We start from the raw sequence: 26,632 nt of genomic DNA on the forward strand, positions 1-26,632 counted from the left end.
CCGGCGTTACTTAACAACGTGTAAAAATGTCGTCATACTGACTACTGATTAGCGAGATTTTTCTGATGCTAGATTTCCATGAACTTGGGGATCTAGCATTTTGACTTTATCAGTTATAGAAAAAATCTTGGTAACTGGAAGGACTGCATGGCATTAGCATCATAGTTCAGTGTCCTACTGCGCAACAATAACCCGATTCTTGCCGGTTTTTTTTGCTTCATACATCGCCTTGTCCGCACGTTTCACTACAGAATCTTGTGCCTCGTGCGGTACTCGTAAAGCGACACCGGCGCTAAATGTAATAAATAGGCGTTGGTCGTTTGCGGTAAAGAAGTGTGTTGTGAGTTCTCTTTGCACTCTGGTCATAGCCTTTGCAGCTTCATCCAAATTTGTTTCTGGCATGACGATGAGAAATTCTTCGCCACCATAGCGCGCAATAACATCGATGGATCGCAATGTTTGTTTGACGATTCTTACTACATGAATCAAGGCTTCATCACCGGCAGCGTGGCCGTGCGTATCGTTTAGTTTTTTGAAGTTATCCAAATCAAGCATGGCGATACATAAACTTGTACCACGGCGGTCTGCGCGGTCTGCTTCACGCTCAAATATGTCATCCATGCCGCGACGATTTAAACTGCCGGTTAATTGATCTTCTCGGACCAATTCACTCATTTGGCTTAGTTTATCTTCTAATTCTTTGATACGAATTTCAGCTTCTTTGACCTCTTTTTGTGCAGCCAGCATAATTTGCTGGGAACGGCTTGCTTCAGATTGAATCGTTTCTGTTTCATTCAAGATTTCACGAATGATGTGTTCTACTTCTGCAGTATTACGTGTATTGCTAATTTCTTTCGAGAAGCCACTAATTTTTTGTTGATAATTGGTGGTGGTGCTCGTCATGACGTCGAGTCGATCGATAAATGTCGCCATCATATTTTTGACCGAGGTTTTTGACTCTGCCAAGCTATGCTTTAACGCACCTTGTTTGTAGATGACATCTTTTAGACTGCGAGTGGCTTCTTGTAGCGCCCGATGATCAATCGGTCCTGCAATCAGGTTTTGTACGACTTCGATCTGTCCGCGTAACCAGTTATCATCGTCGAGTAATTCTCGGACATTTTCTAATAGTAGTGAGAATAAGCGAAGTAAGAGTTCTTGCTGTTCTGCGGTATCGCCACTTTTTAGTTCAATTTGAAAACACAGTTGTTTTAACCGTGAATTGATACTATTGAATTCTGCTTCACTTGAGGCAGTTTTTACCGCATTAGCGAGTGATTCGGATTCTGCAGCAAGTGCAGGGTTGGGCTTGAGTAGAGAGCTCAGCGCCATTCCTAAGGTACGGAATAGCAAATCCTTTAGTAAGCTCTCTGTTTGATTTTCTTCTGACTCGTCATCGACTAGTGAAATTCGTTTAGGTAATGCATTCACTGTTGCTGGTGTGGGGGCTACAGTGTCAACTAAACTGATCGAAGGTTTGTTGCTAACTTTGTTTGCTAGTTCGTTTAAGCCCTTGCTAAAGTCATCCCAATCTTTTGCTTTTAATGCGCGACTAAATCGATGGCCAAAATTGGCGAGTTCCCCACTAGATTTTTGTAAGCTGTTTGCAAACTTGGAGAGCAGATTTTCCGCTTCGTTCGGATCAAGCGTGTTGATCGAATTGATCTTGGGAACTTCAACTTTCACAGGCTCGTCATCGTCGACACCCGATATTTCCACATACAGCTTTTTGTATGCTGCTGGTGTAGGGGCAATGCGCTCAATTGCCAGACGTTTAAATGTCTCGCGTGCGATATCGGTCGGCGTTTTTGGCACTGAATTATTGGGCTTGTCTGACATGACGTTCTTTCAGCAAAGTGCAGCTAAGCTCGCAGCTGAAATAGCTAGATCAAGGCTCAGTGCAAACGAAGTTTTTATTCTACCAGTTCATTCTTAATCGCATAGTGTGTCAACTCTGCGTTGTGGCGTAATTTCATCTTGATTAAAATTCTAGCCCTATATTCACTGATGGTTTTTACCGATAAGGATAATTCACGTGCGATATCGCTGACACTTTTTCCTGAGGCAATCATCATCATTGTTTGATATTCGCGATCGGATAGTAATTTGTGCGGCTCGTTCGCATGTTCGTTGTTCAGGTTATTCGCCATTTCTTGTGCAAGTTCCGGGCTGATAAATTTGAGTCCAGAAGCCACTTGGTTGATGGCCGACAAGAGCTCGTCGGGATCACATTGTTTGCTCAAAAATCCAGAGGCACCTGCCTTAAGTGCACGAATTGCATATTGATCTTCGCGGTGCGAAGAAAAAACGATGAGTGCGATATCAGGGAATTCACGTTTGATTTGTTTGATCACATCCATGCCATTACGGTCATTTAGCGCGATCTCAATCAACATAATGTTGATTTCAGTTTGACGTGCGATGCGAATCGCATCTTGTCCAGAGACTGCTTCCGCAACGATTGCGTAGTCGATATGGTCTTGAACAAAAAAACGAATGCCAGCACGTACTACAGGATGAGGGTCAACAATCATTAATTTAATGCGGGCATTTTTTGTCATGCATAAGTCTTTCTTGGTGAAGTGCCTATCGCTTTAAGCTTACTCTCAATGCTTGGTTTATTGTAGCGTCACTAGCGGAATATCCTCGATAAAATCAATAAGAATATTGGCGCATAGCGAATGCGAATCTGCTTTTTTGCCTTAAGTATGCAAACCAGTTTATCGATGATTTGGATATTTAAGGTAGCCGAGTTTCTGAGCATTATTGCATGATGCACCATGGAAATAAAGTACGCCAAAGGATTTGCTTCAACTTATCGAGTACGTAGCTTGTATCAAGGTAAAATTAGGCCCTAGTCATCATTATTTTTGATGCGTTGAAACAGACAATGAGAGACGTGAAGTGAGTAAAGCATTTGTGAAAGAAAATGATCAAGACGACGATGAAGAGTTCGGCGCGCCACCCATTCCTCCAGGGGTAAAAAATTATTTGACGCCAGAAGGGCATCAAAGAATGAAAACCGAATTATTAGATTTGATCGATAATCAGCGCCCTGAAGTGGTGAAAATCGTATCGTGGGCGGCTTCGAACGGAGATCGTTCTGAAAATGGCGACTATATTTATGGCAAGCGTCGTCTACGCGAGATTGATCGGCGAATTCGTTTTTTAACAAAGCGCCTTGATCTTGCCGAAATTGTTGATCCCAGTGTCCATTCCGGTTCCGATCAGGTTTTTTTTGGTGCAACGGTTGAATATGAAAATCAGCACGGCGACGTCACAGTTATTCGTATCGTCGGTGTAGATGAGTTTGATCCTTTAAACGGCAAAATTAGCTGGATCTCACCTGTAGCAAGGGCGCTGACAAAAGCACGGGTCGGCGATGCAGTTAGTTTGAAAACGCCGCAGGGGACGGAAGAGTTAGTGATTCTAGATGTGCAATATCCGCAGCGATCCAGCTAGTCTCTCTTACACATATTCGCGACGAATTTTGCTAACGCCATTCAGATGTTTGACGTTGCGTAAAATTCGCGCGAGATGTACGCGATCAACAATTTGAATCGTGAAGTAAATCTTAGTCATGTCTTTTGATTCGCCGTCTTCCATATTGACGTGAATAATATTTGCATCGGCTTCGCCAATTTCTGCCGCGATCCGCGCTAACGCGCCGCGCTCATTATTGACGATCACCGAAATACGACAATCAAATCGACGATTTAAATCTTCGCCCCATGTGACATCGATCCAGCGATCTGGTTCTTTCACTTGTAAGCGTTTCGCATTCTTACAGTCATTGCTATGAACGACCAGTCCTTGGCCACGCTTCAATTGACCAACGATGCTGTCGCCAGGAATTGGTAAACAACAGGGTGACAATTGCACTGAAACGCCTTCGCTACCATAGATAATCACCGGGTCGGGTTTGCTCAGTTTTTCATCGCCGATATGTTGGAATGGAATTGAAGGAGAATCATTCTCTACCAAATCCAAGATGTGACGCGCAACAAGTGCCGCCATCCGCTTGCCAATCCCGATATCGGTGTGCAACTCCTCTAAGGTATTTGCACTCGACTCGTTGAGTAATTTGTCGATTAAGGTATCAGGCAGATCAGGATTTAAATGGAGCGAGACCAAAGCTTGTGCTAAAAGTTGTTTGCCCAACTCGGTCGATTCATTCAGATTAATCGTTCTTAAATAGTGACGAATCGCAGAGCGTGCTTTTCCGGTGCGTACATAGGTTAGCCAATTCGGTGTTGGTCGAGAGTTTGGTGAAGTAATAATCTCGACGATATCACCATTTTTCAATTCTGTTCGAAGTGGAACTGGCTCGTTGTTAATTCTTGTAGCGATCGCTTGATCGCCAATGTCGGTATGAATGTTGTAAGCAAAATCCAGTGCCGTTGCGCCACGAGGTAAAGCAAAAATTTTCGATTTCGGTGTGAACACATAAACCGAATCAGGAAACAAATCGACTTTGACGTGCTCCAAAAATTCAGCGGAGTCACCAGTTTGTTTTTGGATGTCGAGTAAAGACTGTAACCACGCATGCGTGCGTTGTTGTAGGTCAGTCAGGCTCGCATCTTCGTTTTTGTATAGCCAATGCGCTGCAACACCAGACTCAGCAACGCGATGCATTTCCTTGGTTCGAATTTGAAATTCGACGGGTGTTCCGTAGGGGCCGATCAAGGTTGTGTGGAGTGACTGGTATCCATTTGACTTTGGAATAGCGATATAGTCTTTGAATTTGCCAGGCATTGGTTTATACAATGCATGCAAAGTACCGAGTGCGTAATAACTATTCTGAAAATTATCGACGACAATACGGAATCCGTAAATATCTAGCACTTGCGAGAAACTAAGTTGCTTATCGCGCATTTTGCAGTAGATCCCGTACAGGGTTTTTTCTCTGCCATCAATCTGTGCTTCTAGACCCGCATCGGCTAGTGTCGTTTTGACTGCGGCCAGAATTTTATTGACTACTTCGCGTCGATTTCCCCGTGCAGCTTTAATGGCTTTTGCTAAGGTGCGATAACGCATAGGGTAGATGTGTGCGAAGGATAAATCTTGCAGTTCGCGGTAAATATTGTTCAGCCCTAAGCGATGTGCAATCGGGACATAAACTTCCATCGTTTCACTTGCAATGCGGCGCTGTTTTTCGGGCGACATCACACCAAGGGTGCGCATGTTATGCAGCCGATCTGCTAACTTGACCAAGATAACACGTACATCACGTGCCATTGCCAATAGCATCTTGCGGAAATTTTCTGCTTGTGCTTCGATGTGGCTTTGAAATTCTATTTTTTCTAATTTTGATAAACCATCAACTAGTGCAGCTACTGGAGCACCAAAGCGCTCAATTAATTCTTCTTTTTTGACATCTTGATCTTCCATCACGTCGTGCAGCAAAGCCGCCATGATTGCTTGCACATCGAGCTTCCATTCTGCACAAATTTCGGCAACTGCAATTGGATGTGAGATATAAGGCTCGCCAGATTTTCTGACCTGGCCTAAGTGCATTTCATCGGAAAAGCGATAGGCTTCTTTGACTTGCTTTAAGTCTGCAGGTGAAAGGTATTCAGATAGACGGTTGGTTAAATCGGTGATGGATGCTACCCCAGTGTTTGGAGTCGGAGTGCTTGGAGCGTGGGTGTTGATGCGAGGTTTTTTGGTGTTTGCTGAGTTGGCAGAGCTGTTGGCAATGCTAGCCGTAACTGACGATGACTCAGCTTGGCTTGGAACGGCGATAGATAATTTGTCGTCTTGCAAATTCATAACTTGTTATCCATAGCCGTTTCACTTTAGTCGCGCAATTCGAAATTAGAATGGGACTTTTTTCAACATTTCAATGCCAATTTTGCCATCCGCGATTTCGCGTAAGGCAACTACTGTTGGCTTATTTTTTGCTTCGACTTTTGGTGTATGACCTTGCAACAATTGGCGTGCGCGGTAGGTAGCACATAAAGTCAATTGGAAGCGATTTGGGATTTGTTTGAGAGAGTCTTCAACGGTAATACGAGCCATGATATTTCCTTAAAACGAGGTAGTGATTTGTATGCCTAACTGAGAGAACACAGTGGCATTGCGCACGATTTGTTGCGAGGTTCGGCAGCGAGTGGCCTTAACGATAGCACTCAATTCTGATAACGCTAATTCAAAATCTTGGTTGATGATAACATATTCGAACTCTGGAGCGTGCGCCATTTCGCCTCCCGCCGCTAAAATTCTACGTGTTATCACCTCTTGCGAGTCTTGTCCGCGTTTATTTAAACGTTCTTCGAGTGCTTCGATCGACGGAGGCAAAATAAAAATACTCGCGACATATGGAAACTGTTTTTTAACTTGTTGGGCACCTTGCCAATCAATTTCTAGCAAAATATCGGTGCCTGCTTGCATCGCCTCTTGAATGAGAATTTTTGAGGTGCCGTAATAATTGCCATGCACTTCAGCAAATTCCAAAAATTCCCCACGATTTTTCCGTGTTAAGAAATCATCTGGTGTAATGAAATGATATTCACGTCCATTTTCCTCACCGGGTCGGGGTGGTCTGGTTGTAAACGATATAGATAATTTAAGTTTCGGCTCTAACTTCAAGAGGCCGTTAACGAGAGACGATTTTCCTGCACCGGACGGTGCAGAAACCATAAACAAGCTACCAGAGGTAAGTGGACTAGTTCGCATGGTGTTTTATGTATTTAATTGGTAAAAAGAGGGGCGATTATTCAAGGTTTTGGACTTGCTCGCGCATTTGTTCGATTAGTAGCTTTAATTCCATCGACGCGTCGGCTAGTTCTTTGAGTGCTGCCTTTGATCCTAAAGTGTTTGCTTCACGATTAAGCTCTTGCATCATAAAGTCGAGTCGTTTGCCAACTTGACCACCTTTTTTAATAATTTGACGGGTTTCAGCCAAATGTCCAGAGAGGCGAGCCAACTCTTCATTCACATCAATTCGAATGCCGTACATAGTGACTTCTTGTCGAATTCTATCCATCACTTCATCGCGAGAGATGCTTGGGGCAGCAGCGCAATCCGGCTTATCTAGTGCGAGTCCCAGTGCTTCTTCTAGTCGATTCACGGCTTTTTGTTGGAACTGTTGAAGAACTGTTGGTAGTAATGGTGTGATTCTTATAACGATCGCTTCCATTTCATCGACGCAGCGTAGTAGCACATTTGCTAGCGCGGCACCTTCACGCTCTCGACTTTGGATAAAGTCTTGTATGGTCTGCTCAATAACTTGGTTGATGTTTTCTTGTAAATTGTCAGAATTAATCTCCGCTTCTTCAATAACGCCAGGCCAACGGAGCAGATCATTCATACTTAATTCAGCAGAGCTTGGGAAGCTCGTCTTTAAGCTTTCTTGAAATTCTTTTAATTGAATCAAGAGCGCTTGATTCAGTGTTTTTTGTTTGCTATCTGCATTTTTCTTGCCGAAGCTAAAGCGACACTCCACTTTGCCACGAGCGATTTTTTTTGTCAGGGCATCACGAAACAAGGGTTCAATCGCACGAAATTCATCGTTAATGCGGAACTGTAAATCGAGAAAGCGTGAATTGACACTCTTCACTTCTATGGTTATTGTGCCGTTCTCAGTTTCTTTGGTACTGGTAGCATAACCAGTCATGCTAAAAATGCTCAATTGAATTCCTTTGTTTCGTGTTGCGATTATGCGAATTGCGAATGAATGATTGATTATTTATCTTGCAAATATCGATGCAGCAAAAGTGACGCTGTACAATGCGTAAAGTATTTCCTTAGCTAAATTGCTTCAGTCGTTGTTGTGATTCGGCTGGATCGCAAGGGATCACACAGAATCATATAGGACCACAATTATTATGGCTGCACAAAATAATGCACCTTTGCCGGATGGTTTAGAAATTGCCGGATACCGTATTGTAAAGAAAATTGCCTCTGGTGGCTTTAGTATTGTATATCTGGCGTCAGACGAAGATGGTAACGCGGTGGCAATTAAGGAGTATTTGCCAAGTTCTTTAGCCTTGCGTCAGGTTGGTGAGCTAGTCCCTGCAATTTCAGCTGAAAATTTTCCAGTCTATCGAATCGGATTGAAGTGTTTCTTCGAAGAAGGGCGCGCCTTAGCGCGTATTTCTCACCCAAATGTGGTCAGCGTTATCAATTTTTTTCGTGCCAATGAGACGGTTTACATGGTTATGGCTTACGAATCAGGACGCTCATTGCAAGAACATATTTTACGACGTCGCGATAAAGGCGAGAAACCGCTTGTATCGGAACGTTTCATTCGTAAAATGTTTAATTTGGTAATGAATGGCTTGCGTGAGGTGCATACCAACAAATTGCTGCATCTCGATCTTAAGCCTGCCAATATTTATTTGCGCATGGATGGTACGCCGATTCTGTTGGACTTTGGCGCTGCACGTCAAACTCTCAAAACTGATATGCCTAAGTTGTATCCAATGTATACACCGGGTTTTGCTGCTCCCGAGTTATATGTAAAAAATAGTAATCTTGGCCCGTGGACTGACATTTATAGTATCGGCGCCTCAATGTTTGCTTGTATGGTTGGTGCGCCACCGCAACCATCTGATCAGCGCAAAACAAACGACAAGATGGAAGCGCATTATAAAAAATTAGAAGGCACTTATTCAGCCGAGTTGATCGATGTGGTGCGTATGTGTTTAAAGCTCGATCCGATGGAACGACCACAAAGTGTCTTTGCGCTACAAAAAGCATTGTCTACCAAAGCGCCACCACAGCGTGAAATTGGATTCTTTGAAAGAGCGAAATTAAAGATTTCCTCTTTGATCGGGAAGAATGGAAAAAATTCTGACGACAGAGATTTTACGACGATCCAAGAGGACACGATTTCTTGATATTTACTTTCACAAACTGAATAAGCGTTCCACTTAGCGAGGCGTTTCTTACAGTGGATGGTGGCAATCGGTATTGGTGAAGTTCTAAGCTTTTATACTCATTAAAAACAGTAAATTTATGCGCTTTTCAGTCTATCAAGAAAGTCATATCGGCGGACGCAAGGTTAATCAGGATCGCATGGGCTACAGCTTTACCCGAGATGCGATTTTATTGCTGTTGGCGGATGGAATGGGTGGTCACATCATGGGTGAGATGGCGGCCACGATTGCGATGCAAACGATCGGTAGTTTGTTCCAGAAGCAAGCTCATCCAATGATCGATAAGCCAGAACGGTTTTTGGAAAAAGGCTTCTTATCCGCACACAATGAAATCCACCGATTTCGTCAATTAAAAAATCTACCTGAGACGCCAAGGACGACGATCGTCGCGTGTTTGATTCAAAATGGAAATGCGTATTGGGCGCATTGTGGTGATTCACGTTTATATTGGATGCGTGATGGCCAGATTTTATTGCGTACCAAAGATCACTCTCGTTTAGAAACACTGATTGAACAAGGCAAAGTTGATCCATCAGAGCGCAACACGCATCCAGATAGAAATAAATTGTTTAATTGCCTTGGTGCGCCAAATGCCCCAATAGTTGAATTGTCTCGCCGTGCTTCACTACAAGCTGGTGACTTGATTTTGTTGTGTTCTGATGGTCTATGGGGAGTGTTGCCGGATCATGTGTTAGCGCAACGACTACATGAGCAAACGATTGTTCGTGCCATTCCAGAATTGGTTCGTTCCGCGGTCGAAATTGCAGGGCGTCAAGGTGATAATGCGACCGCACTGGCAATGATGTGGGAAGGAAATGACATCCTCGAAAACTCGTCGATCATTTCTACCAATACCTTACCAATTGGTTCGATTGCGACTACGATTCAAGTCCCGATGGATGGCGACGATCCGGTTGAAGATGATATTTTTAATGACGAAGAAATCGAAAAAGCGATCAATGAAATACGCAATGCAATTCACAATTCTACGAAGCTAACAAACAAGAGTTAATAATATGTCTGATTTTTTACGCCCAAGTGGGCGCATAGCAAATGCGCTAAGAGAAATTCAATTTACACGGCAATTTACCAAGCATGCAGAAGGTTCTGTTCTGGTTGAATTTGGTGATACAAAGGTGATTTGTACCGCTTCGATTGAGGAGAAAGTGCCCGGCTTCTTAAAAGGTAAAGGGCAGGGATGGTTGACCGCAGAATATGGAATGCTGCCACGATCAACACATACGCGTATGGATCGAGAAGCTGCGAAAGGTAAGCAATCTGGGCGCACGCAAGAAATTCAGCGTTTGATCGGACGTTCATTGCGCGCAGCATTTGATCTAGAAAGTTTTGGCGAACGCACCTTGCACTTAGATTGTGATGTGATTCAAGCCGACGGTGGCACGCGCACAGCGGCGATATCGGGTGCCATGGTTGCAGCTTATGATGCTTTTACAAAATTACACGCGCAGGGTTCAATCACCGCTATTCCAGTAAAGCATTTCTTGGCTGCGATTTCTGTTGGTGTGTTTAATGGCACACCTGTGTTGGATTTGGATTATGCAGAAGATTCAAATTGCGACACAGATATGAACGTGGTGATGGATGAGAATGGTCATTTCATTGAGGTACAAGGTACTGCCGAAGGTCTAGCATTTGATCGTCAGGCTTTGAATCAATTATTAGATTTGGCGCAAGAGGGAATTCAACAAATCATCGTGAAGCAAAAGCAAGCGCTCTCAATTGCTTGATGGCGCAAGAAATGTGAAGTGCGTTTTGCGCATAATCTTTTGCTTAGAACGACTCTGTTCTGATTGAATTGCCAATTTGTGTCGATGCTTTTTTCGGCGTCTGACTTCATTGAATGAACGAAAAAATCCATGAATCAAAAAATTGTTTTAGCTTCTAACAACCAAGGTAAGCTAAGAGAGTTCCAACAAATTCTCGCACCGCTAGGTCTTGAGTTTCATGCGAAAGCTGAATTAGGTGTGCCGGATGCGCCCGAACCTTTTTTCACCTTTGTCGAAAATGCCTTGGCAAAAGCGCGCCATGCTTCGCAGCTCACCGGTTTGCCCGCGATTGCGGACGATTCTGGCATTTGTGTAAATGCGCTTGGCGGAGCGCCTGGGGTGTTTTCGGCTCGATATGCAGGCGAACCAAAATCAGATCAGCGCAATAATCTAAAATTGATAGAAGCTTTGGCTACACACACTGATCGTTCTGCTTATTACTATTGTGTGTTGGTTTATGTGCGTTCCGCGAATGATCCACAACCTGTTATCGCTGATGGAACTTGGCGTGGACAGATAATTGAAGTGGCGCGAGGTGAGGGTGGGTTTGGCTATGATCCTTATTTTTATCTGCCTTCACTTGATAAAACAGTTGCAGAGCTCGAAGCCACGCAAAAAAATCTTCTTTCACACCGCGCTCAAGCCTTACAAGAATTACTCAAAAAATTACAATGATCCCGATTAAGCCGATACCAATTTCTCCAGTCAACGCCGATGAAGTTGGAAAAGACAGGCAACAGAATTTGAGTGACATTCCAGCGCAAGTACAAAGCCATTATTTGTCAGCTGGCGCTTTGAATCTTAGTGCCTTGCCACCGCTTTCGCTATATGTCCATTTTCCTTGGTGTGTGAAGAAATGCCCGTATTGTGATTTCAATTCACACGAGGTCAAAAATCAATTTGATGAATCCGCTTACCTAAGTGCGGTAAGAGCCGATTTGGAAGCAGCACTGCCGTTAATTTGGGGACGCAAAATTTACACCGTGTTTATCGGTGGCGGCACCCCTAGTTTGATGTCGGCTGCGGGTTTAGATCGATTGCTGTCGGATATTCGCACCTTGCTACCGATTGATTCTGCCGCAGAAATTACGATGGAGGCCAATCCAGGGACTTTTGAGGCGGAGAAATTTAAGCAATATCGCGTGAGTGGAGTCAATCGCTTGTCGATAGGGATTCAAAGTTTTAACTCTAAACATTTGAGCGCATTAGGTCGAATTCACAATGGCGATGAAGCACGTCGTGCGATCGCGATTGCACAAGAGAACTTTGAAAATTTCAATTTAGATTTGATGTTTGCATTGCCTGGTCAAAGTTTGCAAGAGTCGATTGCGGATTTGCAGACAGCACTCAGTTTTGATCCAAATCATTTATCTCTTTATCATTTGACTTTGGAACCCAATACCTATTTCGCGAAATTTCCGCCAGCAATTCCTGACGATGATTTAAGTGCTGAAATGCAAGAGCAAATTCAGGTAAGCATGGCGGATGCTGGATACCAACACTACGAAGTTTCGGCATTTGCCAAACCAAATCACGCGTCGCGACATAATTTGAATTATTGGAATTTTGGTGATTATCTAGGCGTTGGTGCTGGAGCACATTCCAAACTGTCTTTTCCTAATCGAATCATCCGTCAAGTGAGGCATAAGCAGCCGAAAGCCTATATGGAAGCGGCTAGTCTAGGGAATGCGATTCAAGAAAGTCATGAGATAACAAAAGATGCGCTGCCATTTGAGTTCATGCTCAATGCTTTGCGATTGAATCTAGGATTTGATACCGGGCTTTTCTACGAGCGGACGGGTTTATTGATCAATTCAATTGAGGGTGTACTGAATCAAGCAGAGACACGCGGCTTGATTGAACGAGATCATCTTCGTATCCAACCAACTGAACTTGGTCGACGTTTTCTGAACGATTTGCAAGAATTATTTTTGTAATCGGCAATCTTAATTTTTATTAGATTCACTCATAAAAACCTCACTTTGGTGGGGAGGCAGAATAAAAATTAAGATTTTCTAATTTAGCTGAGAAATGCGCTTGCAATTGTGTAAATTTCAACTTACTATCAAGCTATAAATTGCTTTACAGCATTTGATCTTAAAAATTAGATATTAGGGAACGTGGATTTAATGATTCCAATTGCTACTCTACTGCCAATAGTCAGCAATCAACAAAAAATACTTGGTTTGTTACCGAGTTTTATTGAAAAAAATGACGCGCAATCCTTAGAATTTTTAGCGTATTTAAGTCAAATTGATTTTTTTGACAAACTTTCCTCGCTTTTAGTTTTTATCCACTTCGATCACCCTTCAAGCCTACCTCTCGATTTCGAAACGCGCGAATATAGTAAGCATGTGGTTCTGTGTTTTAAAGAAGCTAACTGTGATACCAAAGAAGCACAACAAATATTGAAGCATCTGCATCAATCTGGCGTCAGAGTCATGATGGATGAATTTAGCTCGAAATCGCAGTTGCTGTGGCCAGATACGCGCGGGATCGCAATCGATGGTGAAAAAGGAATTCCATCGCACATACAACCTTGGTTGATGAACTTGCAGCATAGCCAGCATTTGGCAAAGAATTTGCACTCGATACAGAATTTTGAACAAGCGCAAAGTGCTGGGTTTAGTTTTTTCTCGGGTGATTTTGCTTTTTCAAGTTCCAATCAAGCTCGCAGCGCAGATCCAAGCGCGCGCTCACGTCTATTAAAACTATTGGGACTTGTTTCCAAAGACGCTGATTCGAAAGAATTGGAAAATCTTTTCAAACAAGATCCAACTTTGTCCTTTATGTTGTTTAAGTTGGTTAGCTCGGCTGCATTTGCACAGACAGTCAAGGTGAATAGTTTTGTACAAGCGATTAATTTATTAGGGCGCCGACAATTGCAAAGATGGCTGCAGTTGTTACTTTATGCGCGCCAGAGCACACAAGGCACCAGTCTGAATCCTCTCATGCTCAGAGCAGCATATCGCGCGGCGATGATGGAAGCGATTTGTCGTGAACAAGGCGGCGACCGCGATGCGCAAGATGCCGCATTTATGGTCGGCATGTTTTCTCTATTGGATTTATTGTTTGCCTGTCCCCTGTGGGAAATTGTGAAACCATTGAGTTTATCTGATGAAGTACGCGACGCTTTATTGGAGAGAAGCGGCAAGCTTGGAGAAAGCTTGCGCTTGGTCGAATTAGCTGATCGTTCAATTTCGAATGAACATGAAACAAGAATGCAGGAGTGTCAGCTATCCATTGATACATACTACGAAAATTTGATTTATGCCTATTGCTGGGTAAATCAGGTTTGCCAGGATATGTGATGCGCCCAACGATTGACTTACAAAACGATTTCACTTTGGGCACAGAACTCTGTGAGGCGATTCTTTATCACACAGATGAGAATTTAGTTGAAGCGGTGAATCGTGCTGTGAATCGTTTAGTAAAGGTGATTTTCTTTGACTGTGAACTTGCCTTCACTAAGGACTTGCCGGATTCGAATCAAGTCGTGTACCGACAAATCTGCGCTGAAAATTATTATGTTTTATCCGGCAAACAAGGGCACATATCAGAAAGTGATTTGGAAAAACTCAACTTTCTTACTGCGCTAACCGCTAAATTGTTTCATTCACGTTTGGCTTTGCATGCGCGTTTTGATAGCGCCATACGGGCGCAATCCATTCATACGCAAATTTTGGATCAAATACATGAGTCCGTGATTACGATGGATTTGGCCGGGTTTATTTTGAGCTGGAACTTGGGTGCTGAGCGATTATTTGGCTATACCGCTAACGAAGCGATCGGTCAAAATATTTTATTTCTATACGATGCGGAAGAGAGCGATGATGCTTCGGTTCACGATGTTTTTCTCCAGCATGGTGGCCCTGAAATGGAAGTGCGTCGACGCAAAAAAACAGGTGAGATTTTTTGGGCTAGCCTTAGTCTGTCTACTTTGTTCGATGAGAAATCTCAACCAATCGGCATGATCGGCTATTTGAGCGATATTACCGAGAGAAAGCGCTCAGAAGAAAAAATTAATCATCTCGCGTATTACGATCCTCTAACTGATCTGCCAAATCGTACTTTGTTCAAGAAGTTGATCGATAACACGCTACAGCAGAGCCAACGCAATGAAGTTGCGATGTCGGTCATGTTTATCGATCTGAATCGATTTAAACCAATAAACGATACACTCGGGCACCGCATCGGTGATTTATTGTTGCAGCAAGTAGCCGAACGTTTTCGATCAATATTACGTGAAAATGATGTGATCGCACGTTTGGGTAGCGATGAATTTGCTGTGGCTTTGCTCGATATCAAGCAGCACTTTCATACTGGTTTAGTCGCACAGAAAATGCTGGCGACATTGGAAAGTGTTTTTCACGTCGATGGACATGAACTGCGTCTTGGGGCGAGTATTGGTATCAGCATCTATCCGCAAGATGGATCAGATGCAGAGGAACTATTGCAAAAAGCCGATATCGCGATGTTTAAGGCAAAGCGACAAAGCGAGAAGGCGAGCGGCAGCTACGCATTTTATGATGTTGAAATGAATCGCATGATTGCTGGTCGCTTGTATCTTGAGTCCGGTTTGCGACGCGCACTGCAACGTGATGAGTTTTTTCTTTTGTATCAGCCCAAGGTGGATATACATTCTGGGCAAGTGTTAGGCGCAGAAGCTTTAATTCGTTGGGCGCATCCCAAGGATGGGATTATTTCGCCGATTGAGTTTATCTCGATTGCAGAAGAAACTAATTTGATTTTGCAAATTGATGCTTGGGTTCTTGATACAGCCTGCGCGCAAGCAAGGATTTGGCAAGATGCTGGATTTGCGCCATTTAGAATAGCTGTGAATGTGTCTGCGAAGGAATTCACCGACTCATTAGCCGAACGAGTTCAACAAGCTTTGCATCGACACCAAATTTCACCACTGTGGTTGGAATTGGAAATTACTGAAAGTATGTTGATGCAGAATGCCGAAGGTGTTGTGAAAATTATGTCAGAGATCACTGCCTTAGGAGTTAAGTTAGCGCTGGACGATTTTGGTACAGGATATTCCAGTTTGTCTTATCTCAAGAAATTCCCGATTGATACCTTAAAAATTGATCGTTCATTCATACAAGGGATTCCCGATGATATTGATGATTGCGCGATCGCGAGTGCCATCATCAGTATGGCAAAACAAATGAAACATCGCGTCATCGCAGAAGGCGTGGAGAACCGTGAACAGTTCGCATTCTTGCAAAAGATGGGGTGTGATGAAATTCAGGGGTATTTATTTTCGCGTCCATTAAACGTCGATGTTTTTACTGATTTGATCGCAAAAAAGATCAGTTTGCCTACATTGATTGCTTAAGTCTGATCTGATTTTTTAAATATTCGAGATAAATAATAAAAAAACCTCCTCAAACTACAAATATCAGATATAATTTCGGGCTTAGAAGATAACTTGTGAAAACAAGGCGTTTCTTAGTTGTAAAGACGGAAGTGTGGCCGAGTGGTTGAAGGCACTAGTCTTGAAAACTAGCGAGGGTGAGAGCCCTTCGTGAGTTCGAATCTCACCGCTTCCGCCAAGATATTAAAAAGCCCTTGATTTTCAAGGGTTTTTTTTTGTGCTTCGTTCGGTATGCCATCTGGTATGCCATTTCCTATCGACTGTAATTGGTTTGCTTTGGCCTAGCTTCCGATTAATTATGCTCTCAATTCGCTGGCCTATTCAGTTTGCTCGACCATATCTAATCCTAAGCTTAATAGCGCATTCTCCCGTTATTTTTCGATGAGCTTGGATTCCTCTAGAAACAATCTGCGTTCATTTTGTGCAATATTTACAGAGTTTAACGATTGATTCATTAGTTTCGATATTTCATCTGGCACTTCCAGATTGATGTAAATTCGACTAGAGTACAAAGTAAACCTGCCAAGGCTTGAGTGAATATGAGAAAAATAAGAATGCTAGCGACAGTTTTGTTGTTGGTTAACATAACATCCTGCAAAGATCATTTGCCGATTGAAGGCACGCCAGAGCATTATGCTTTGCATGGCGTGGTGAATGACGGCAAGACGATTAATGAGATCCGTGTATTTCACCCGAGCGCAACAACTTCAGTGCATCTGAGATTTTCGGCTGGCGATTGGATCGGTGTCACTACACAAGGCTGGAATGATCACCCTCCTGTGAAGATTCGAAAGGGTTATGCGACACTCGTATTTAGAGATAAGGCATTTGACGAGAAAAATGGAGAATTAGTTGACCTTGAAAAGAGAGATGATATGGGCGTAGTCGGGATACATTATCAATCTTCTGTATATAAGTGGACACCAGGAATTTATGGGCCAGAGAGCCCGACAAAACTTTTTGAGCGCGATATTAAGGAGTGGGGTCTTCGTGAGTCCTTGCGAAAGCGGGGTGAAAGAATTGAAGGACGAATTAGATATTTTCCCATTGATAAAACGTTTCATGCGAAAAACGCTGAGCCAATTTGGATGGATTGTAATGTCGGAGGAACTATTGAAACAACGGGTGAGAGTCCTGCTGGATGTCATGGCTATTTTCAGCAGCGAGGTCTTTCAGTGGAACTTTATTTTGACTACCGATTAATGCCACGATGTCGCGAAATTTATGTCGCCGTCAGCAAAGATTTAGACAATATTTTGATTGAGGATTGAGGATTGAGGATTGAGGATTGAGGATTGAAGATTGAGGACATTCGAATACCTTTTTTGTTTGTAACAGTGAACTTAATGTGTATTAGTTCAGGAGTGATCTGACACATCCACTTGAAAAGATGTCTGTAAGTCTCTCATCGTATTGATGCCATCTTAGAATTGATACACAAGCACCTGCGTAAGTTTGGTGTAGTTAGAGGAGGACCTTCTGAATTTTGGACAGAAAACTACGTGCCACCATATAATTACTAGGTTAGTGATTTGTGCTTGTTAGTTGAAGATATCTAGCCGTACCAGTCCACCCCTTTTCTAAATTAAAATCTCTTTTTTTTGAATTTGCGATCGTTGATGTTGTCGTTGCGAAGCCAAATTGTATTGCTCTTACATTCATATATGCGCCAGTTGCTTACTACCTTTCCTTATTCTATTTTTTCTGTATTCGTTTTTGTGTTGACACTCGCTGGTTGCGCTAGTTCGCCGCCAGTTGCACCACCAGTGGCAAAGCTTGCCACGACGCCGGTGGTCGTTCCTGCGCCTAAAGTGTTAAAGCCTGTTCGCATTGGATTAGCTCTGGGTGGTGGTGCGGCGCGAGGTTTTGCGCATATTGGTGTGATTAAGGTGTTGGAAGCGCAGGGAATTTTTCCTGACGTGATCGTTGGTACGAGTGCGGGTAGTGTGGTTGGTGCCATGTATGCTGCAGGTAACAATGGCTACACCTTGCAGAAGATGGCTTTGGATATGGATGAGGCGACGATTTCTGATTGGTCGTTGCCATTTTTTTCTAAAAGTAGTGGTGTTTTAAAAGGTGAGGCCTTACAAAATTACGTGAATCGTATGGTGGGGCAGTCGTCGATTGAAAAGTTGAAGAAACCATTTGGTGCTGTTGCGACAGACTTAAATACTGGCATGCCGATTTTGTTTCAACGTGGGAATACGGGTCTAGCGGTACGCGCATCTTCTTCTGTTCCTGGTGTTTTTCAGCCAGTGAGAATCAATGACCGTTTTTATGTAGATGGTGGATTGGTGTCTCCTGTGCCAGTCCGATTTGCGCGTGATATGGGCGCTGATATTGTAATTGCCGTCAATATCTCATCGGCACCGGAAGGTCAGGCTGCGAGTAGTTCACTTGAGATTTTGATGCAGACGTTTACGATTATGGGGCAGAGCATCAATCAATTTGAATTGAAGAGTGCGGATATCGTGATTAAGCCTGATTTGCCGACGATGAAGGGCAATGATTTTAATGGTCGCAATCTTGCTATCTTGGCCGGTGAGCGCGCTGCAAATGCCGTAATGTCGGAAATTAAAGAAAAGATCCGTGCATTTCAAGAGCGATAATAATTAGTTTTTTGCGGCGTCTTCGTCATTGATTCGACGGGCGCCATTGAATCGTTTTTTCCAATATGCCACGTTCATACTTTCTATTCTGACTTTGCCGCCAGCTGAAGGCGCATGAATGAATTTGCTATCGCCTAAATAAATGCCGACGTGCGAAAAGCTCTTTTTAAGCGTATTAAAAAACACCAAATCACCGGGCCTAATATCTTTTTGGGCGATCTTGTCGCCTTTGTCGCTGATTTCTTTCGCGGTTCTTGGGAGCTCGGTTTCGCTGGAGTTTTTGAACACCAAGCGCACGAATCCACTGCAATCTAAGCCATTTTCAGGGCTATCGCCACCACGTTTGTATTTGATGCCGAGCAAGCTCATCGCATTGATGGTGAGATCAGAGGTTCGGTCACGCAGATCCTTCAGCGCACTCAATGTTTTGGAGCTTTCTGCTGGAGTCTCTGTTTGCGCGTTGACAGTTTGTGCGAGAACACAAAATGACAAGACTGTGAAAGTGATCGCCACCAAGGACTGAATTTTTTTCATAAGTTGGCAAAAAATGATTAGCTAGGCGAAGTGCCAAATAAGGCAATTTCGATCAAGCTGGTAATCAATCTTGTTTTACGGAAAGGTCTGAGTATAGCCTAGATTGTAGACTTCGGCTAATTGATAAATTTGAAATTAAGTTGAATGCGCTTATAACGAAGGCGATTGTGTTTCAAACTATCGACGTATTCATTGAATCGGTTTTTATGGCAAGTAAATCAAGACTCCAATGACTTTACGTTCTTAAGTGAGAGGAATCTTTTCTCGAAGATGAAGAAAATTAAGTCAGCGTTTTATTCAATGGGATCAAAAATAAAACGCTGATTTGGCTATTGGAAGATTTAAGCGTGCTTTTCCATAAAAGCAATGACTTTAGGGCAGACAATTTCACGCCATTTACGACCAGAGAAAATGCCGTAGTGACCACAACCTGGCGCGACGAAATCTTGTTTCATTGATGGTGGAATATTGCTACATAAATCATGCGCTGCCTGTGTTTGACCTGCACCAGAAATATCGTCTAGCTCACCTTCGACGGTGAATAATGCGACCGTTTTAATATCTTGCGGACGGACTAATTTTCCTTCTACTAGCCATGTGCCGCGTGGCAAACGAAATTCTTGAAAGACTGTTTTGATCGTTTCTAAATAGTATTCAGCAGGCAAATCGAGTACTGCATTATATTCATCGTAGAACTTACGATGTTGCTCAGCAGATTCATCATCGCCTTGTACTAGATGCTGGTAAAAGTCCCAATGACTTTGGGCGTGGCGATCTGGATTCATGGCGACAAATCCAGCATGTTGCAAAAAGCCTGGGTAAACCTTGCGACCAAAGCCTGGGTAATTTGCCGGTACGTTATAAATCACTGAGTTTTCAAACCAAGAGAATTTTTTTTCTGTAGCTAAGGTATTGACTTGCGTTGGTGACTTGCGCGGATCAATTGGTCCACCCATCATCGTCATGGTTTTTGGCAATGCTGGATCATTGTCGCTGGCCATTAATGAAATCGCTGCGAGTACCGGAACGGTTGGTTGGCAGACAGAAATCACGTGTAAATCTGGCGCTAAGTGACGAATAAACTCCTGAACGTAATAAATATAATCGTGCAAGTGAAAAGCACCGACCGAGAGCGGTACCATTCTGGCATCAATCCAATCGGTAATATACACATCATGAGTTGGCAACAGACTACGAACTGTGTCACGTAATAAGGTGGCGTGATGACCTGATAGCGGTGCGACAATTAGCACACGTGGTTGAACGAGTTTGCTTGTTTTGCGTTTGTTTTCAGGAAGATTTTTCTTGAAATTTATCAGCTTACAAAATGGCTTAGAAATCGTTACTTCTTCAATGATTTCTACTTTCTCTTCACCGATGTTGGTAAATTGAATGTTGAACTCTGGCTTCTCATATTCTTTACCAAGGCGAAAAACGAGTTCATATGCTGCTGCCATTCTTTGCGAGTAGGGCGTGTACGCAAGTGGAGAAATTGGATTGGCAAATAGTTTTGAAGATGCCTCAGCCCATTTCGTTAGCGGTGTTAAGAATGAACGGTTTAATTCGTGTAATTGATAAAGCATGTTCGCGTTTTCCCTGTTGTTGACGGAATTGCTTTCCTATTGCTGAAACTTTTTGAATGCCAGCGCAGGACAAGATAAGCCTAGTATAACGCTAAAATTATTGCGGTGCGTCATAAATATATCTTTGGCTTGAAGAGTTAATTTTTTGATTTTCTATATTGACTCTAAATCGTGTTTTTTGTTTTGTTTTGATTGCAATGCATCTTCCAAAATCGCATTTGCTTTATCAAAATCATATTCACGCATGGCGTTATCCAGATCTTTGAAAGCAATTGCTTCCATTTTTTCTTCAAATAATAAGCGGTAGGTCCGAAATAGCTCACTTGCATCGCTGTCTGCGCGCAGTAATAGCAATTGCAGCTCTTTTGTGATTTCTACGATGTTCGCTTGGATTAGTGAATTTGTAGTATGTGCTTGCGGATTGTTGTGTTTTCGATGTACTAAATAATTATTGATTTCACTGATGCATTGATCGAGCAATTGTGTGATTTGTTTGAATGCAGTTTCTATCAATATCACATTGTGTTTTACATCCACTTTCTTTAATTCTTGCTCAAATATTGCTAGTTTTTGAGCCAGCTGTGAGGCGCCAATCGTGCCACTCATTCCTTTTACGGTATGTATTAAGCGTTTGAATTCTTCTTGTGTATATTCGGCCTCGCAGGTTGCGCTAAAGTGCAGCAGCGTCGCTGGTTGCGAGCGCGTGAAACTTTGTAGCAGTTGAAGATACAGGGAGTGATTTCCACCGCAGAGTTCCAAACCAAGTTGCGTATCGATATTGATGAACTTGGGGAGAGCAGCAGGGTGCGTCTGCGGATTGTTATACAAATCTACTGGCGTTTCGACTGTATATTGGTTTGGCTTATAGGATAAAAATTTTTCTAACGTGGCAAATAGCACGGACGGCTCGAATGGTTTGCTGATGAAGTCTTGCATGCCATTTTTTTTGCATTCCTGTTTGCTCTCGTCCGAAGTGTGCGCTGTTAAAGCAAGGATAGGGATAGCATCAAATTCAACCTTCTGTCGAATCGCAATAGTGGCTTGATGTCCATCCATGATGGGCATTTCCAAATCCATCAAAATCAGATGAAAATGCTCAGCTGGATTGACTTCGAGTTCGTCGATTAATTGTTGGCCGTTTTCTGTTGCGACGACTTCATAGCCGTGTTGAGTCAAAACCTCAACCGTAATTTCTCGATTGAAGTCATTGTCCTCAGCTAACAGTATGCGAATGGTTTTTTGATCAGCGTTCAATTGAAGAAATCGGAATAAGCGGTTTGGTATTGTTTGATATTAACAGTTGTTAAGTCGAATCTTGTCACGTCATATTAAATTTTTTGCGTTATTACAATTTGAGATGTCGATTTTTGTCGAACTCATTCAGTAGGGATGCAAGTGCTACGAACAAAATAATGTGGAATGCGTAATTAAATATCAATTAAATGTTGTATTGTCGAATTACAATTTCTGAAATTCACTTGTCCTTGTCACGATCAATGCATTTCTGCGTTCTTTCAAGCTAGAATCGAAGCCGAGTTCATCATCTCCGATCCAAGTGACTATGCACGAAATTTCTACTAGCACAGAGAACAATTGGCTTCTACGCACCTTAGATGGGCTCGATATCCTGCGGGACTCTGTTTCGAACGGATGCGCTGTAGCAGAGCAAATGCGCCAAGAAAGTCTGATCAGTAATGATGTTTTGTTGCAGGCGGCGGCTGAAGTCTTGATAGCTTTTGCTGATTACTTTCAAAACAATTTGCAGCAAGCGGTTTCGTCTTTTAAACGCCTATCGGCGACGTTTCATCAATTAGATAGTCCCGAGGGAGTTTTTCTTGCCAATACTGGTTTAGTGATCGTGTATCGCAAACTTGGAGAAGTGAAACTGGCATCGGAATTTGCGGAGCAAAATTTAATTCCTAAATTAGACAGCGTTAGCTCGCGTGTATTAATTTTAGCCTTGAATATCGTTGCGATTCTGTGCCAAGAACGCGGCGAGACCTTGTCTGCAATCCGTTTCTTTTATCGTGCATTAGATGAAGCACGGAAGATTGATTCTGCAAGCAGAATTGCGCAGGTGGCCGCAAATCTTGGTGAAGTTATATATGTGACAGGTAATCCAAGTGATGCCGAAGAGTTTTTGCAGATCGCTTGTGATGTCGCACCATCGTCTTCCGAAAAATGGCTGTTACCGTTTAGTTCCACCATGCTTGCTTTATGCAAGATCGCCCTAGGGAAATTTGACGAAGCTTATAAGGCGATTGCCCAGTATATCGAGAATGAACATATACATGCGGTATACATTAATTCGTATCGATCATTTTATCTCTCGGTAGCAGCATTTACCTTGGCAATGCGAGGTCATTTAGCCGAGGCGATGAATTTTAGCGAGAGTGCTTTGGCCTCGATTGATGCCATCGAGGATGCGCATCTGAAGCCGTATATGTGGTGGGTTAGCGGATATTTACATCGTCGATTTGGTCATTATGAACTAGCCATCGTTCAGCTTAGAAATGCCATTGATGAACTTGGTGAGAGTGGCTACAACCATTTGCCATTATGCGCAATTAATGAGCTTTCCGAAATTTACGCCGAACTTGGGCGCTGGCAAGAGGCTTATTTAGAGCAGAAGCGTCATCAAGCTTTGTATCTGCGTATGCAGGAAAATGCGAGCAAGATTCAAGTTGAAAGTTTAAAAATTCGTAGCGAGTTTAAACAAGCGGAACAAGATAGACGTATCAATGAATTGATTACTATCGAGCGCAAATCCTTAGCCGATGAATTGCAGCGCATGCTGACTGAGCGAGAAACAATTCTAGAGAACTCGATAGTTGGGATGATTTTTTTGAATAGCCAAGGTCGCGTGCAATGGGTAAATACGCCTTTGTGCCAGATTTTTGGAGTCGAGCGCGATCAAGTTCTTGGTGCCTCATTAGAGCCATTTTATGAGTCGCGCGAAAGTTATTTAGAGAGTGGTGCCGCGGTCAGTCAGGCAGTGTTACGTGGTGAAGCTTTTGAGACCGAGCTACAAATGCGCCGCAGTGATGGAAGTTTATTTTGGGTGCAATTCTCTGGACGTGCGGTTAATAAGAATGATCTGTCCTACGGTACAGTTTGGGTCGTGATGGATATTTCAGCACGTCGACAGCTAGAAGACGATTTACATAAATCAGAATATAACTATCGTCTACTAATTGACAATGTCACTGAAGGGATTGTGGTGGTGCAAAATGCGAAGATCGCATTTGCAAATCGGATGATTCAGTCACTCACAGGGCATTCACATGAAGAGTTGATCGGTATGCCGTTCACATCTTCCATTTATATTGAAGACGTGCCTGTCGTTGCCGAGCGACATCAGCGACGTTTGCGTGGCGAGGCAGTCGAACAATATTATCAAATTCGATTACAGCATCGATACAGTCAGCAATTGATTTGGGTTGAGATTTCTTCGGTGTTGATCGAGTGGGAAGGGCAAGCGGCGACTTTATCTTTTGTCTCCGATTTGACGCAAAGGAAACTGCTGGAATCGCAACTCAAAGCAAGTATGGACGAACAAATGCGTTTGCAAACTTTGCAAATGCAAAATGAATTAAAAGTTTCTGAACTGGCGCGCCGCCATGCTGAAGAAACGACCGAGGCAAAGTCTTTGTTCTTGGCGAATATGAGTCACGAAATACGCACGCCAATGAATGCAATTATCGGCATGGCGCATTTGGCTTTAAAAACAGAATTGACGGTCAAACAAAAAGACTACGTAGAAAAGATTCACAAAGCTGGTTTGTCTTTGATGGGCATCATCAATGATATTTTGGATTTTTCTAAGATTGAAGCAGGTAAGCTCGATATCGAAGAATTAGAATTTGATTTGGATGAAGTCTTTAACAGCGTCGCTGTGGTGACCAGTGAGAAGGCTGAGCAAAAGGGCTTGGAGTATTTGTTTGATATCGCGCCAAATGTTCCTAAGCGATTGAAGGGGGACCCACTCAGACTAGGGCAGGTCTTGATTAACTTAGTGAATAACGCAATCAAGTTTACCGAAGAAGGTGAGGTTTGTGTCCACTGCAGTGTTACTGAGGTGTCGGAAAATGCCGATGATCGTGTTCGACTGCGCTTTGATGTCAAAGACACTGGGCTTGGGATGAGTCCGCAGCAATCGGCAAAATTATTTATGCCGTTTAGTCAAGGTGATGAATCGACGACGCGTAAATTTGGTGGCACTGGTTTGGGTTTATCCATTTCAAAAGGAATGGTGAATCTCATGTCGGGAGAAATTTGGTTAAGCAGTGAACAGGGGCAAGGGACCGTGGTTTCGTTTGAACTTCCTTTTGCCAAATTGAGCATTGACCACGTAGAGGTAAATCGTGATTTATTTGATCAATTGAATATGTTGATCGTTGATGATCACCCGCATGCTGCAAAATTACTGGGTGCGAAGTTGGCTTCTTTCGGTATTCGAACCATATTGACGCATTCAGGTGAAGAAGCGATGACGGTTCTTAACGAAGCAGAACAAGAGAATCGCCAGTTTGATGCGGTGTTTGTTGATTTGCATATGCCGTATATGGATGGTGCTGAATTGATTGCACATATTCGGCAGACCCCATTGCGCATTGCGCCAAAAATTGCTTTGGTCGGTGCAACAGCGCGTGAGAACTTAAATTATCGCGAGGAAGCGGCAATCGCTGATGCTTACTTAGACAAACCGTTTAACACATCGAATGTGTTTGATTGCTTGGTGAATATGTTTGCATTTCATCAGCACTTTAATGCCGTCAATACGATACATGGAAGTTTTAAGTGCAAAAATCTGCACGTCTTGTTGGTGGAAGATAATTTAGTCAATCAACAGATTGCCAAGGAATTGTTGGAGTCGGCCGATATTATGGTTGATGTCGCTATCAATGGACGCGCGGCGGTTGATCGCTTATTTTCGCAAGACCCACATTTTTATGGCTTGGTATTGATGGATGTCCAAATGCCCGAAATGGATGGGCATGAAGCGACCAAATTGATTCGGCAAAATTCACAATTCCAAGATCTACCGATTGTTGCGATGACCGCCCATGCATTATTGATCGAGCGAGAACGATGTTTTGATTCTGGCATGAATGCCCACATTGCTAAACCTGTTAATCCGAACGAGTTATATCAAACAGTCGCTGATTGGTGCAGTTCATTTGTGGTGACGAACAATGATCATCGTGCGATCTCCGCAAATGGAAATACAGACAGATCCTTGAGTATTAAAGGTGTTGATACCCGACTTGGACTTAGTCGAACGATGGGGGATCGGCAGCTTTACTTCAAGCTCTTGAAGCTATTTGTGATAGATCAGCGCATGGCCGTGAGTAAGATTAAAGAAGCATTAGCGCAGGCTGATTACAAAACAGCCGAAATGATTGCTCATACGCTCAAAGGCGTCGCTGGCTTAATCGGCGCGGATGTGCAATTACTCGCGGCTCGAATCGAAGCGCAATTAGAAGCTTTGACGCCAGTGGCGCAAATGGAGTCTTTGCTAGAAAGTGCCGAACGACAATTGCACTTTACGATTGAAGCAATTGAAGACTGTTTGAGCAACGAACAAGTTGTGATCGGAAGCCACGGCGAACGTGACAGCGCCAGCTTAAGTACAGAGGAAGTGCATGCGAAGTTACGCGCATGCTATAAATTGGTTGCCAGTTATGATGGCGATGCGTTGGAGTTGTTGCAAGACGCGACGGAGGAGCTAAACCTCGCGTTTGGTTCGGATGTGCAAAAACAAATCATGCGCGCTGCGTCACAGTATGACTTTGATGTCATTCAGTCGATTATGAAAGGTAACGCACATATGATTGGTATGAGCTTGGACTAA

The 26,632-nt window shown here is 43.1% G+C and carries 20 protein-coding genes and 1 tRNA gene; 12 read left to right on the top strand and 9 right to left on the bottom strand.

Translation table 11 applies throughout. The features are described from left to right. Window positions 1–174: 174 nt before the first annotated feature. Together IE103_RS13725 and IE103_RS13730 are read right to left on the bottom strand one after the other, a co-directional pair. On the bottom strand, window positions 175–1,839 hold the full coding sequence (locus IE103_RS13725; protein WP_189346683.1) for a GGDEF domain-containing protein: 1,665 nt from the start codon (window positions 1,837–1,839) through the stop codon (window positions 175–177). A gap of 74 nt (window positions 1,840–1,913) precedes the next feature. Next, complete coding sequence (locus tag IE103_RS13730; RefSeq protein ID WP_189346684.1) at window positions 1,914–2,561, bottom strand: response regulator; 648 nt, start codon at window positions 2,559–2,561, stop codon at window positions 1,914–1,916. A gap of 343 nt (window positions 2,562–2,904) precedes the next feature. Between IE103_RS13730 and greB the strand changes: the two genes are divergently transcribed. Further along, window positions 2,905–3,462: a transcription elongation factor GreB gene (gene greB / locus IE103_RS13735; protein WP_189346685.1), complete on the top strand. Its 558-nt coding sequence runs from the start codon at window positions 2,905–2,907 to the stop codon at window positions 3,460–3,462. Window positions 3,463–3,468: 6 nt separating this feature from the next. Here the strand turns inward: greB and IE103_RS13740 are convergent, their stop codons facing one another. The 4 genes from IE103_RS13740 to IE103_RS13755 are packed head-to-tail and all read right to left on the bottom strand — an operon-like array spanning window position 3,469 to window position 7,633. After that, window positions 3,469–5,772 carry a RelA/SpoT family protein gene (locus tag IE103_RS13740; protein ID WP_189346686.1) on the bottom strand — a complete coding sequence of 768 codons (2,304 nt, stop codon included), beginning with the start codon at window positions 5,770–5,772 and terminating at the stop codon, window positions 3,469–3,471. Window positions 5,773–5,817: 45 nt separating this feature from the next. Next, a complete protein-coding gene (gene rpoZ, locus IE103_RS13745) occupies window positions 5,818–6,021 on the bottom strand; it encodes a DNA-directed RNA polymerase subunit omega (RefSeq protein WP_189346687.1) in 204 nt (67 codons plus the stop codon). A 9-nt stretch (window positions 6,022–6,030) separates the two neighbouring features. Beyond that, window positions 6,031–6,678 (bottom strand): guanylate kinase, encoded by a 648-nt coding sequence (gene gmk / locus IE103_RS13750; protein ID WP_189346688.1) that lies wholly within the window; start codon window positions 6,676–6,678, stop codon window positions 6,031–6,033. Window positions 6,679–6,715: 37 nt separating this feature from the next. After that, window positions 6,716–7,633 carry a YicC/YloC family endoribonuclease gene (locus IE103_RS13755; RefSeq protein ID WP_229827287.1) on the bottom strand — a complete coding sequence of 306 codons (918 nt, stop codon included), beginning with the start codon at window positions 7,631–7,633 and terminating at the stop codon, window positions 6,716–6,718. Between the two features lie 196 nt (window positions 7,634–7,829). On the opposite strand from IE103_RS13755, the gene IE103_RS13760 reads away from it, so the two are divergent. The 10 genes from IE103_RS13760 to IE103_RS13805 all read left to right on the top strand — a co-directional run bounded on the left by IE103_RS13760 (window position 7,830) and on the right by IE103_RS13805 (window position 18,661). After that, window positions 7,830–8,843, top strand: coding sequence for a serine/threonine protein kinase (locus IE103_RS13760; protein ID WP_189346689.1), 1,014 nt, complete (start codon window positions 7,830–7,832; stop codon window positions 8,841–8,843). Window positions 8,844–8,961: 118 nt separating this feature from the next. Further along, entirely contained in the window at window positions 8,962–9,894 is a 933-nt protein-coding gene (locus IE103_RS13765) for a PP2C family protein-serine/threonine phosphatase (protein ID WP_189346690.1), read from the top strand. Between the two features lie 4 nt (window positions 9,895–9,898). Beyond that, a complete protein-coding gene (gene rph, locus IE103_RS13770) occupies window positions 9,899–10,630 on the top strand; it encodes a ribonuclease PH (protein ID WP_189346691.1) in 732 nt (243 codons plus the stop codon). A gap of 129 nt (window positions 10,631–10,759) precedes the next feature. After that, window positions 10,760–11,344 (top strand): RdgB/HAM1 family non-canonical purine NTP pyrophosphatase, encoded by a 585-nt coding sequence (rdgB, locus tag IE103_RS13775; protein WP_189346692.1) that lies wholly within the window; start codon window positions 10,760–10,762, stop codon window positions 11,342–11,344. Further along, entirely contained in the window at window positions 11,341–12,606 is a 1,266-nt protein-coding gene (gene hemW / locus IE103_RS13780) for a radical SAM family heme chaperone HemW (RefSeq protein WP_189346693.1), read from the top strand. Before rdgB ends, hemW begins: the two co-directional genes overlap by 4 nt. Window positions 12,607–12,798: 192 nt before the next feature. Beyond that, window positions 12,799–13,980: an EAL and HDOD domain-containing protein gene (locus IE103_RS13785; protein WP_189346694.1), complete on the top strand. Its 1,182-nt coding sequence runs from the start codon at window positions 12,799–12,801 to the stop codon at window positions 13,978–13,980. Next, window positions 13,980–16,013, top strand: coding sequence for a putative bifunctional diguanylate cyclase/phosphodiesterase (locus IE103_RS13790; RefSeq protein ID WP_189346695.1), 2,034 nt, complete (start codon window positions 13,980–13,982; stop codon window positions 16,011–16,013). Before IE103_RS13785 ends, IE103_RS13790 begins: the two co-directional genes overlap by 1 nt. Before the next feature lie 127 nt (window positions 16,014–16,140). After that, a tRNA-Ser gene (locus IE103_RS13795) sits at window positions 16,141–16,230 on the top strand. 361 nt (window positions 16,231–16,591) lie between these two features. Next, the gene (locus IE103_RS13800) at window positions 16,592–17,323 is read left to right on the top strand and encodes a hypothetical protein (protein ID WP_189346696.1); all 732 of its coding nucleotides are present in this window, start codon (window positions 16,592–16,594) and stop codon (window positions 17,321–17,323) included. Window positions 17,324–17,716: 393 nt separating this feature from the next. After that, window positions 17,717–18,661 (top strand): patatin-like phospholipase family protein, encoded by a 945-nt coding sequence (locus IE103_RS13805; protein WP_189346697.1) that lies wholly within the window; start codon window positions 17,717–17,719, stop codon window positions 18,659–18,661. A gap of 3 nt (window positions 18,662–18,664) precedes the next feature. Here IE103_RS13805 and IE103_RS13810 read toward each other — a convergent pair whose 3' ends face one another. The 3 genes from IE103_RS13810 to IE103_RS13820 form a co-directional block, all read right to left on the bottom strand. After that, entirely contained in the window at window positions 18,665–19,195 is a 531-nt protein-coding gene (locus IE103_RS13810; RefSeq protein WP_189346698.1) for a C40 family peptidase, read from the bottom strand. A gap of 341 nt (window positions 19,196–19,536) precedes the next feature. Continuing rightward, window positions 19,537–20,778: a polyhydroxyalkanoate depolymerase gene (locus IE103_RS13815; RefSeq protein WP_189346699.1), complete on the bottom strand. Its 1,242-nt coding sequence runs from the start codon at window positions 20,776–20,778 to the stop codon at window positions 19,537–19,539. A 153-nt stretch (window positions 20,779–20,931) separates the two neighbouring features. Further along, on the bottom strand, window positions 20,932–22,032 hold the full coding sequence (locus IE103_RS13820; protein WP_189346700.1) for a response regulator: 1,101 nt from the start codon (window positions 22,030–22,032) through the stop codon (window positions 20,932–20,934). A 415-nt stretch (window positions 22,033–22,447) separates the two neighbouring features. Between IE103_RS13820 and IE103_RS13825 the strand changes: the two genes are divergently transcribed. After that, entirely contained in the window at window positions 22,448–26,632 is a 4,185-nt protein-coding gene (locus IE103_RS13825) for a response regulator (RefSeq protein WP_189346701.1), read from the top strand.

Source organism: Affinundibacterium macrobrachii (assembly GCF_014652415.1).
GTDB lineage: Bacteria > Pseudomonadota > Gammaproteobacteria > Burkholderiales > Burkholderiaceae_D > Undibacterium > Undibacterium macrobrachii.

Excerpts from the sequence above, each read along its gene's own strand:
- IE103_RS13800 (WP_189346696.1), top strand. The coding sequence starts at position 16,592 with ATGAGAAAAATAAGAATGCTAGCGACAGTTTTGTTGTTGGTTAACATA.
- IE103_RS13765 (WP_189346690.1), top strand. The coding sequence starts at position 8,962 with ATGCGCTTTTCAGTCTATCAAGAAAGTCATATCGGCGGACGCAAGGTT.
- gmk (WP_189346688.1), bottom strand. The coding sequence starts at position 6,678 with ATGCGAACTAGTCCACTTACCTCTGGTAGCTTGTTTATGGTTTCTGCA.
- rdgB (WP_189346692.1), top strand. The coding sequence starts at position 10,760 with ATGAATCAAAAAATTGTTTTAGCTTCTAACAACCAAGGTAAGCTAAGA.
- IE103_RS13740 (WP_189346686.1), bottom strand. The coding sequence starts at position 5,772 with ATGAATTTGCAAGACGACAAATTATCTATCGCCGTTCCAAGCCAAGCT.
- IE103_RS13760 (WP_189346689.1), top strand. The coding sequence starts at position 7,830 with ATGGCTGCACAAAATAATGCACCTTTGCCGGATGGTTTAGAAATTGCC.
- rpoZ (WP_189346687.1), bottom strand. The coding sequence starts at position 6,021 with ATGGCTCGTATTACCGTTGAAGACTCTCTCAAACAAATCCCAAATCGC.
- IE103_RS13730 (WP_189346684.1), bottom strand. The coding sequence starts at position 2,561 with ATGACAAAAAATGCCCGCATTAAATTAATGATTGTTGACCCTCATCCT.
- IE103_RS13790 (WP_189346695.1), top strand. The coding sequence starts at position 13,980 with ATGCGCCCAACGATTGACTTACAAAACGATTTCACTTTGGGCACAGAA.
- IE103_RS13805 (WP_189346697.1), top strand. The coding sequence starts at position 17,717 with ATGCGCCAGTTGCTTACTACCTTTCCTTATTCTATTTTTTCTGTATTC.
- hemW (WP_189346693.1), top strand. The coding sequence starts at position 11,341 with ATGATCCCGATTAAGCCGATACCAATTTCTCCAGTCAACGCCGATGAA.
- IE103_RS13815 (WP_189346699.1), bottom strand. The coding sequence starts at position 20,778 with ATGCTTTATCAATTACACGAATTAAACCGTTCATTCTTAACACCGCTA.
- IE103_RS13725 (WP_189346683.1), bottom strand. The coding sequence starts at position 1,839 with ATGTCAGACAAGCCCAATAATTCAGTGCCAAAAACGCCGACCGATATC.
- IE103_RS13825 (WP_189346701.1), top strand. The coding sequence starts at position 22,448 with ATGCGCCAAGAAAGTCTGATCAGTAATGATGTTTTGTTGCAGGCGGCG.
- IE103_RS13810 (WP_189346698.1), bottom strand. The coding sequence starts at position 19,195 with ATGAAAAAAATTCAGTCCTTGGTGGCGATCACTTTCACAGTCTTGTCA.
- IE103_RS13785 (WP_189346694.1), top strand. The coding sequence starts at position 12,799 with ATGATTCCAATTGCTACTCTACTGCCAATAGTCAGCAATCAACAAAAA.
- rph (WP_189346691.1), top strand. The coding sequence starts at position 9,899 with ATGTCTGATTTTTTACGCCCAAGTGGGCGCATAGCAAATGCGCTAAGA.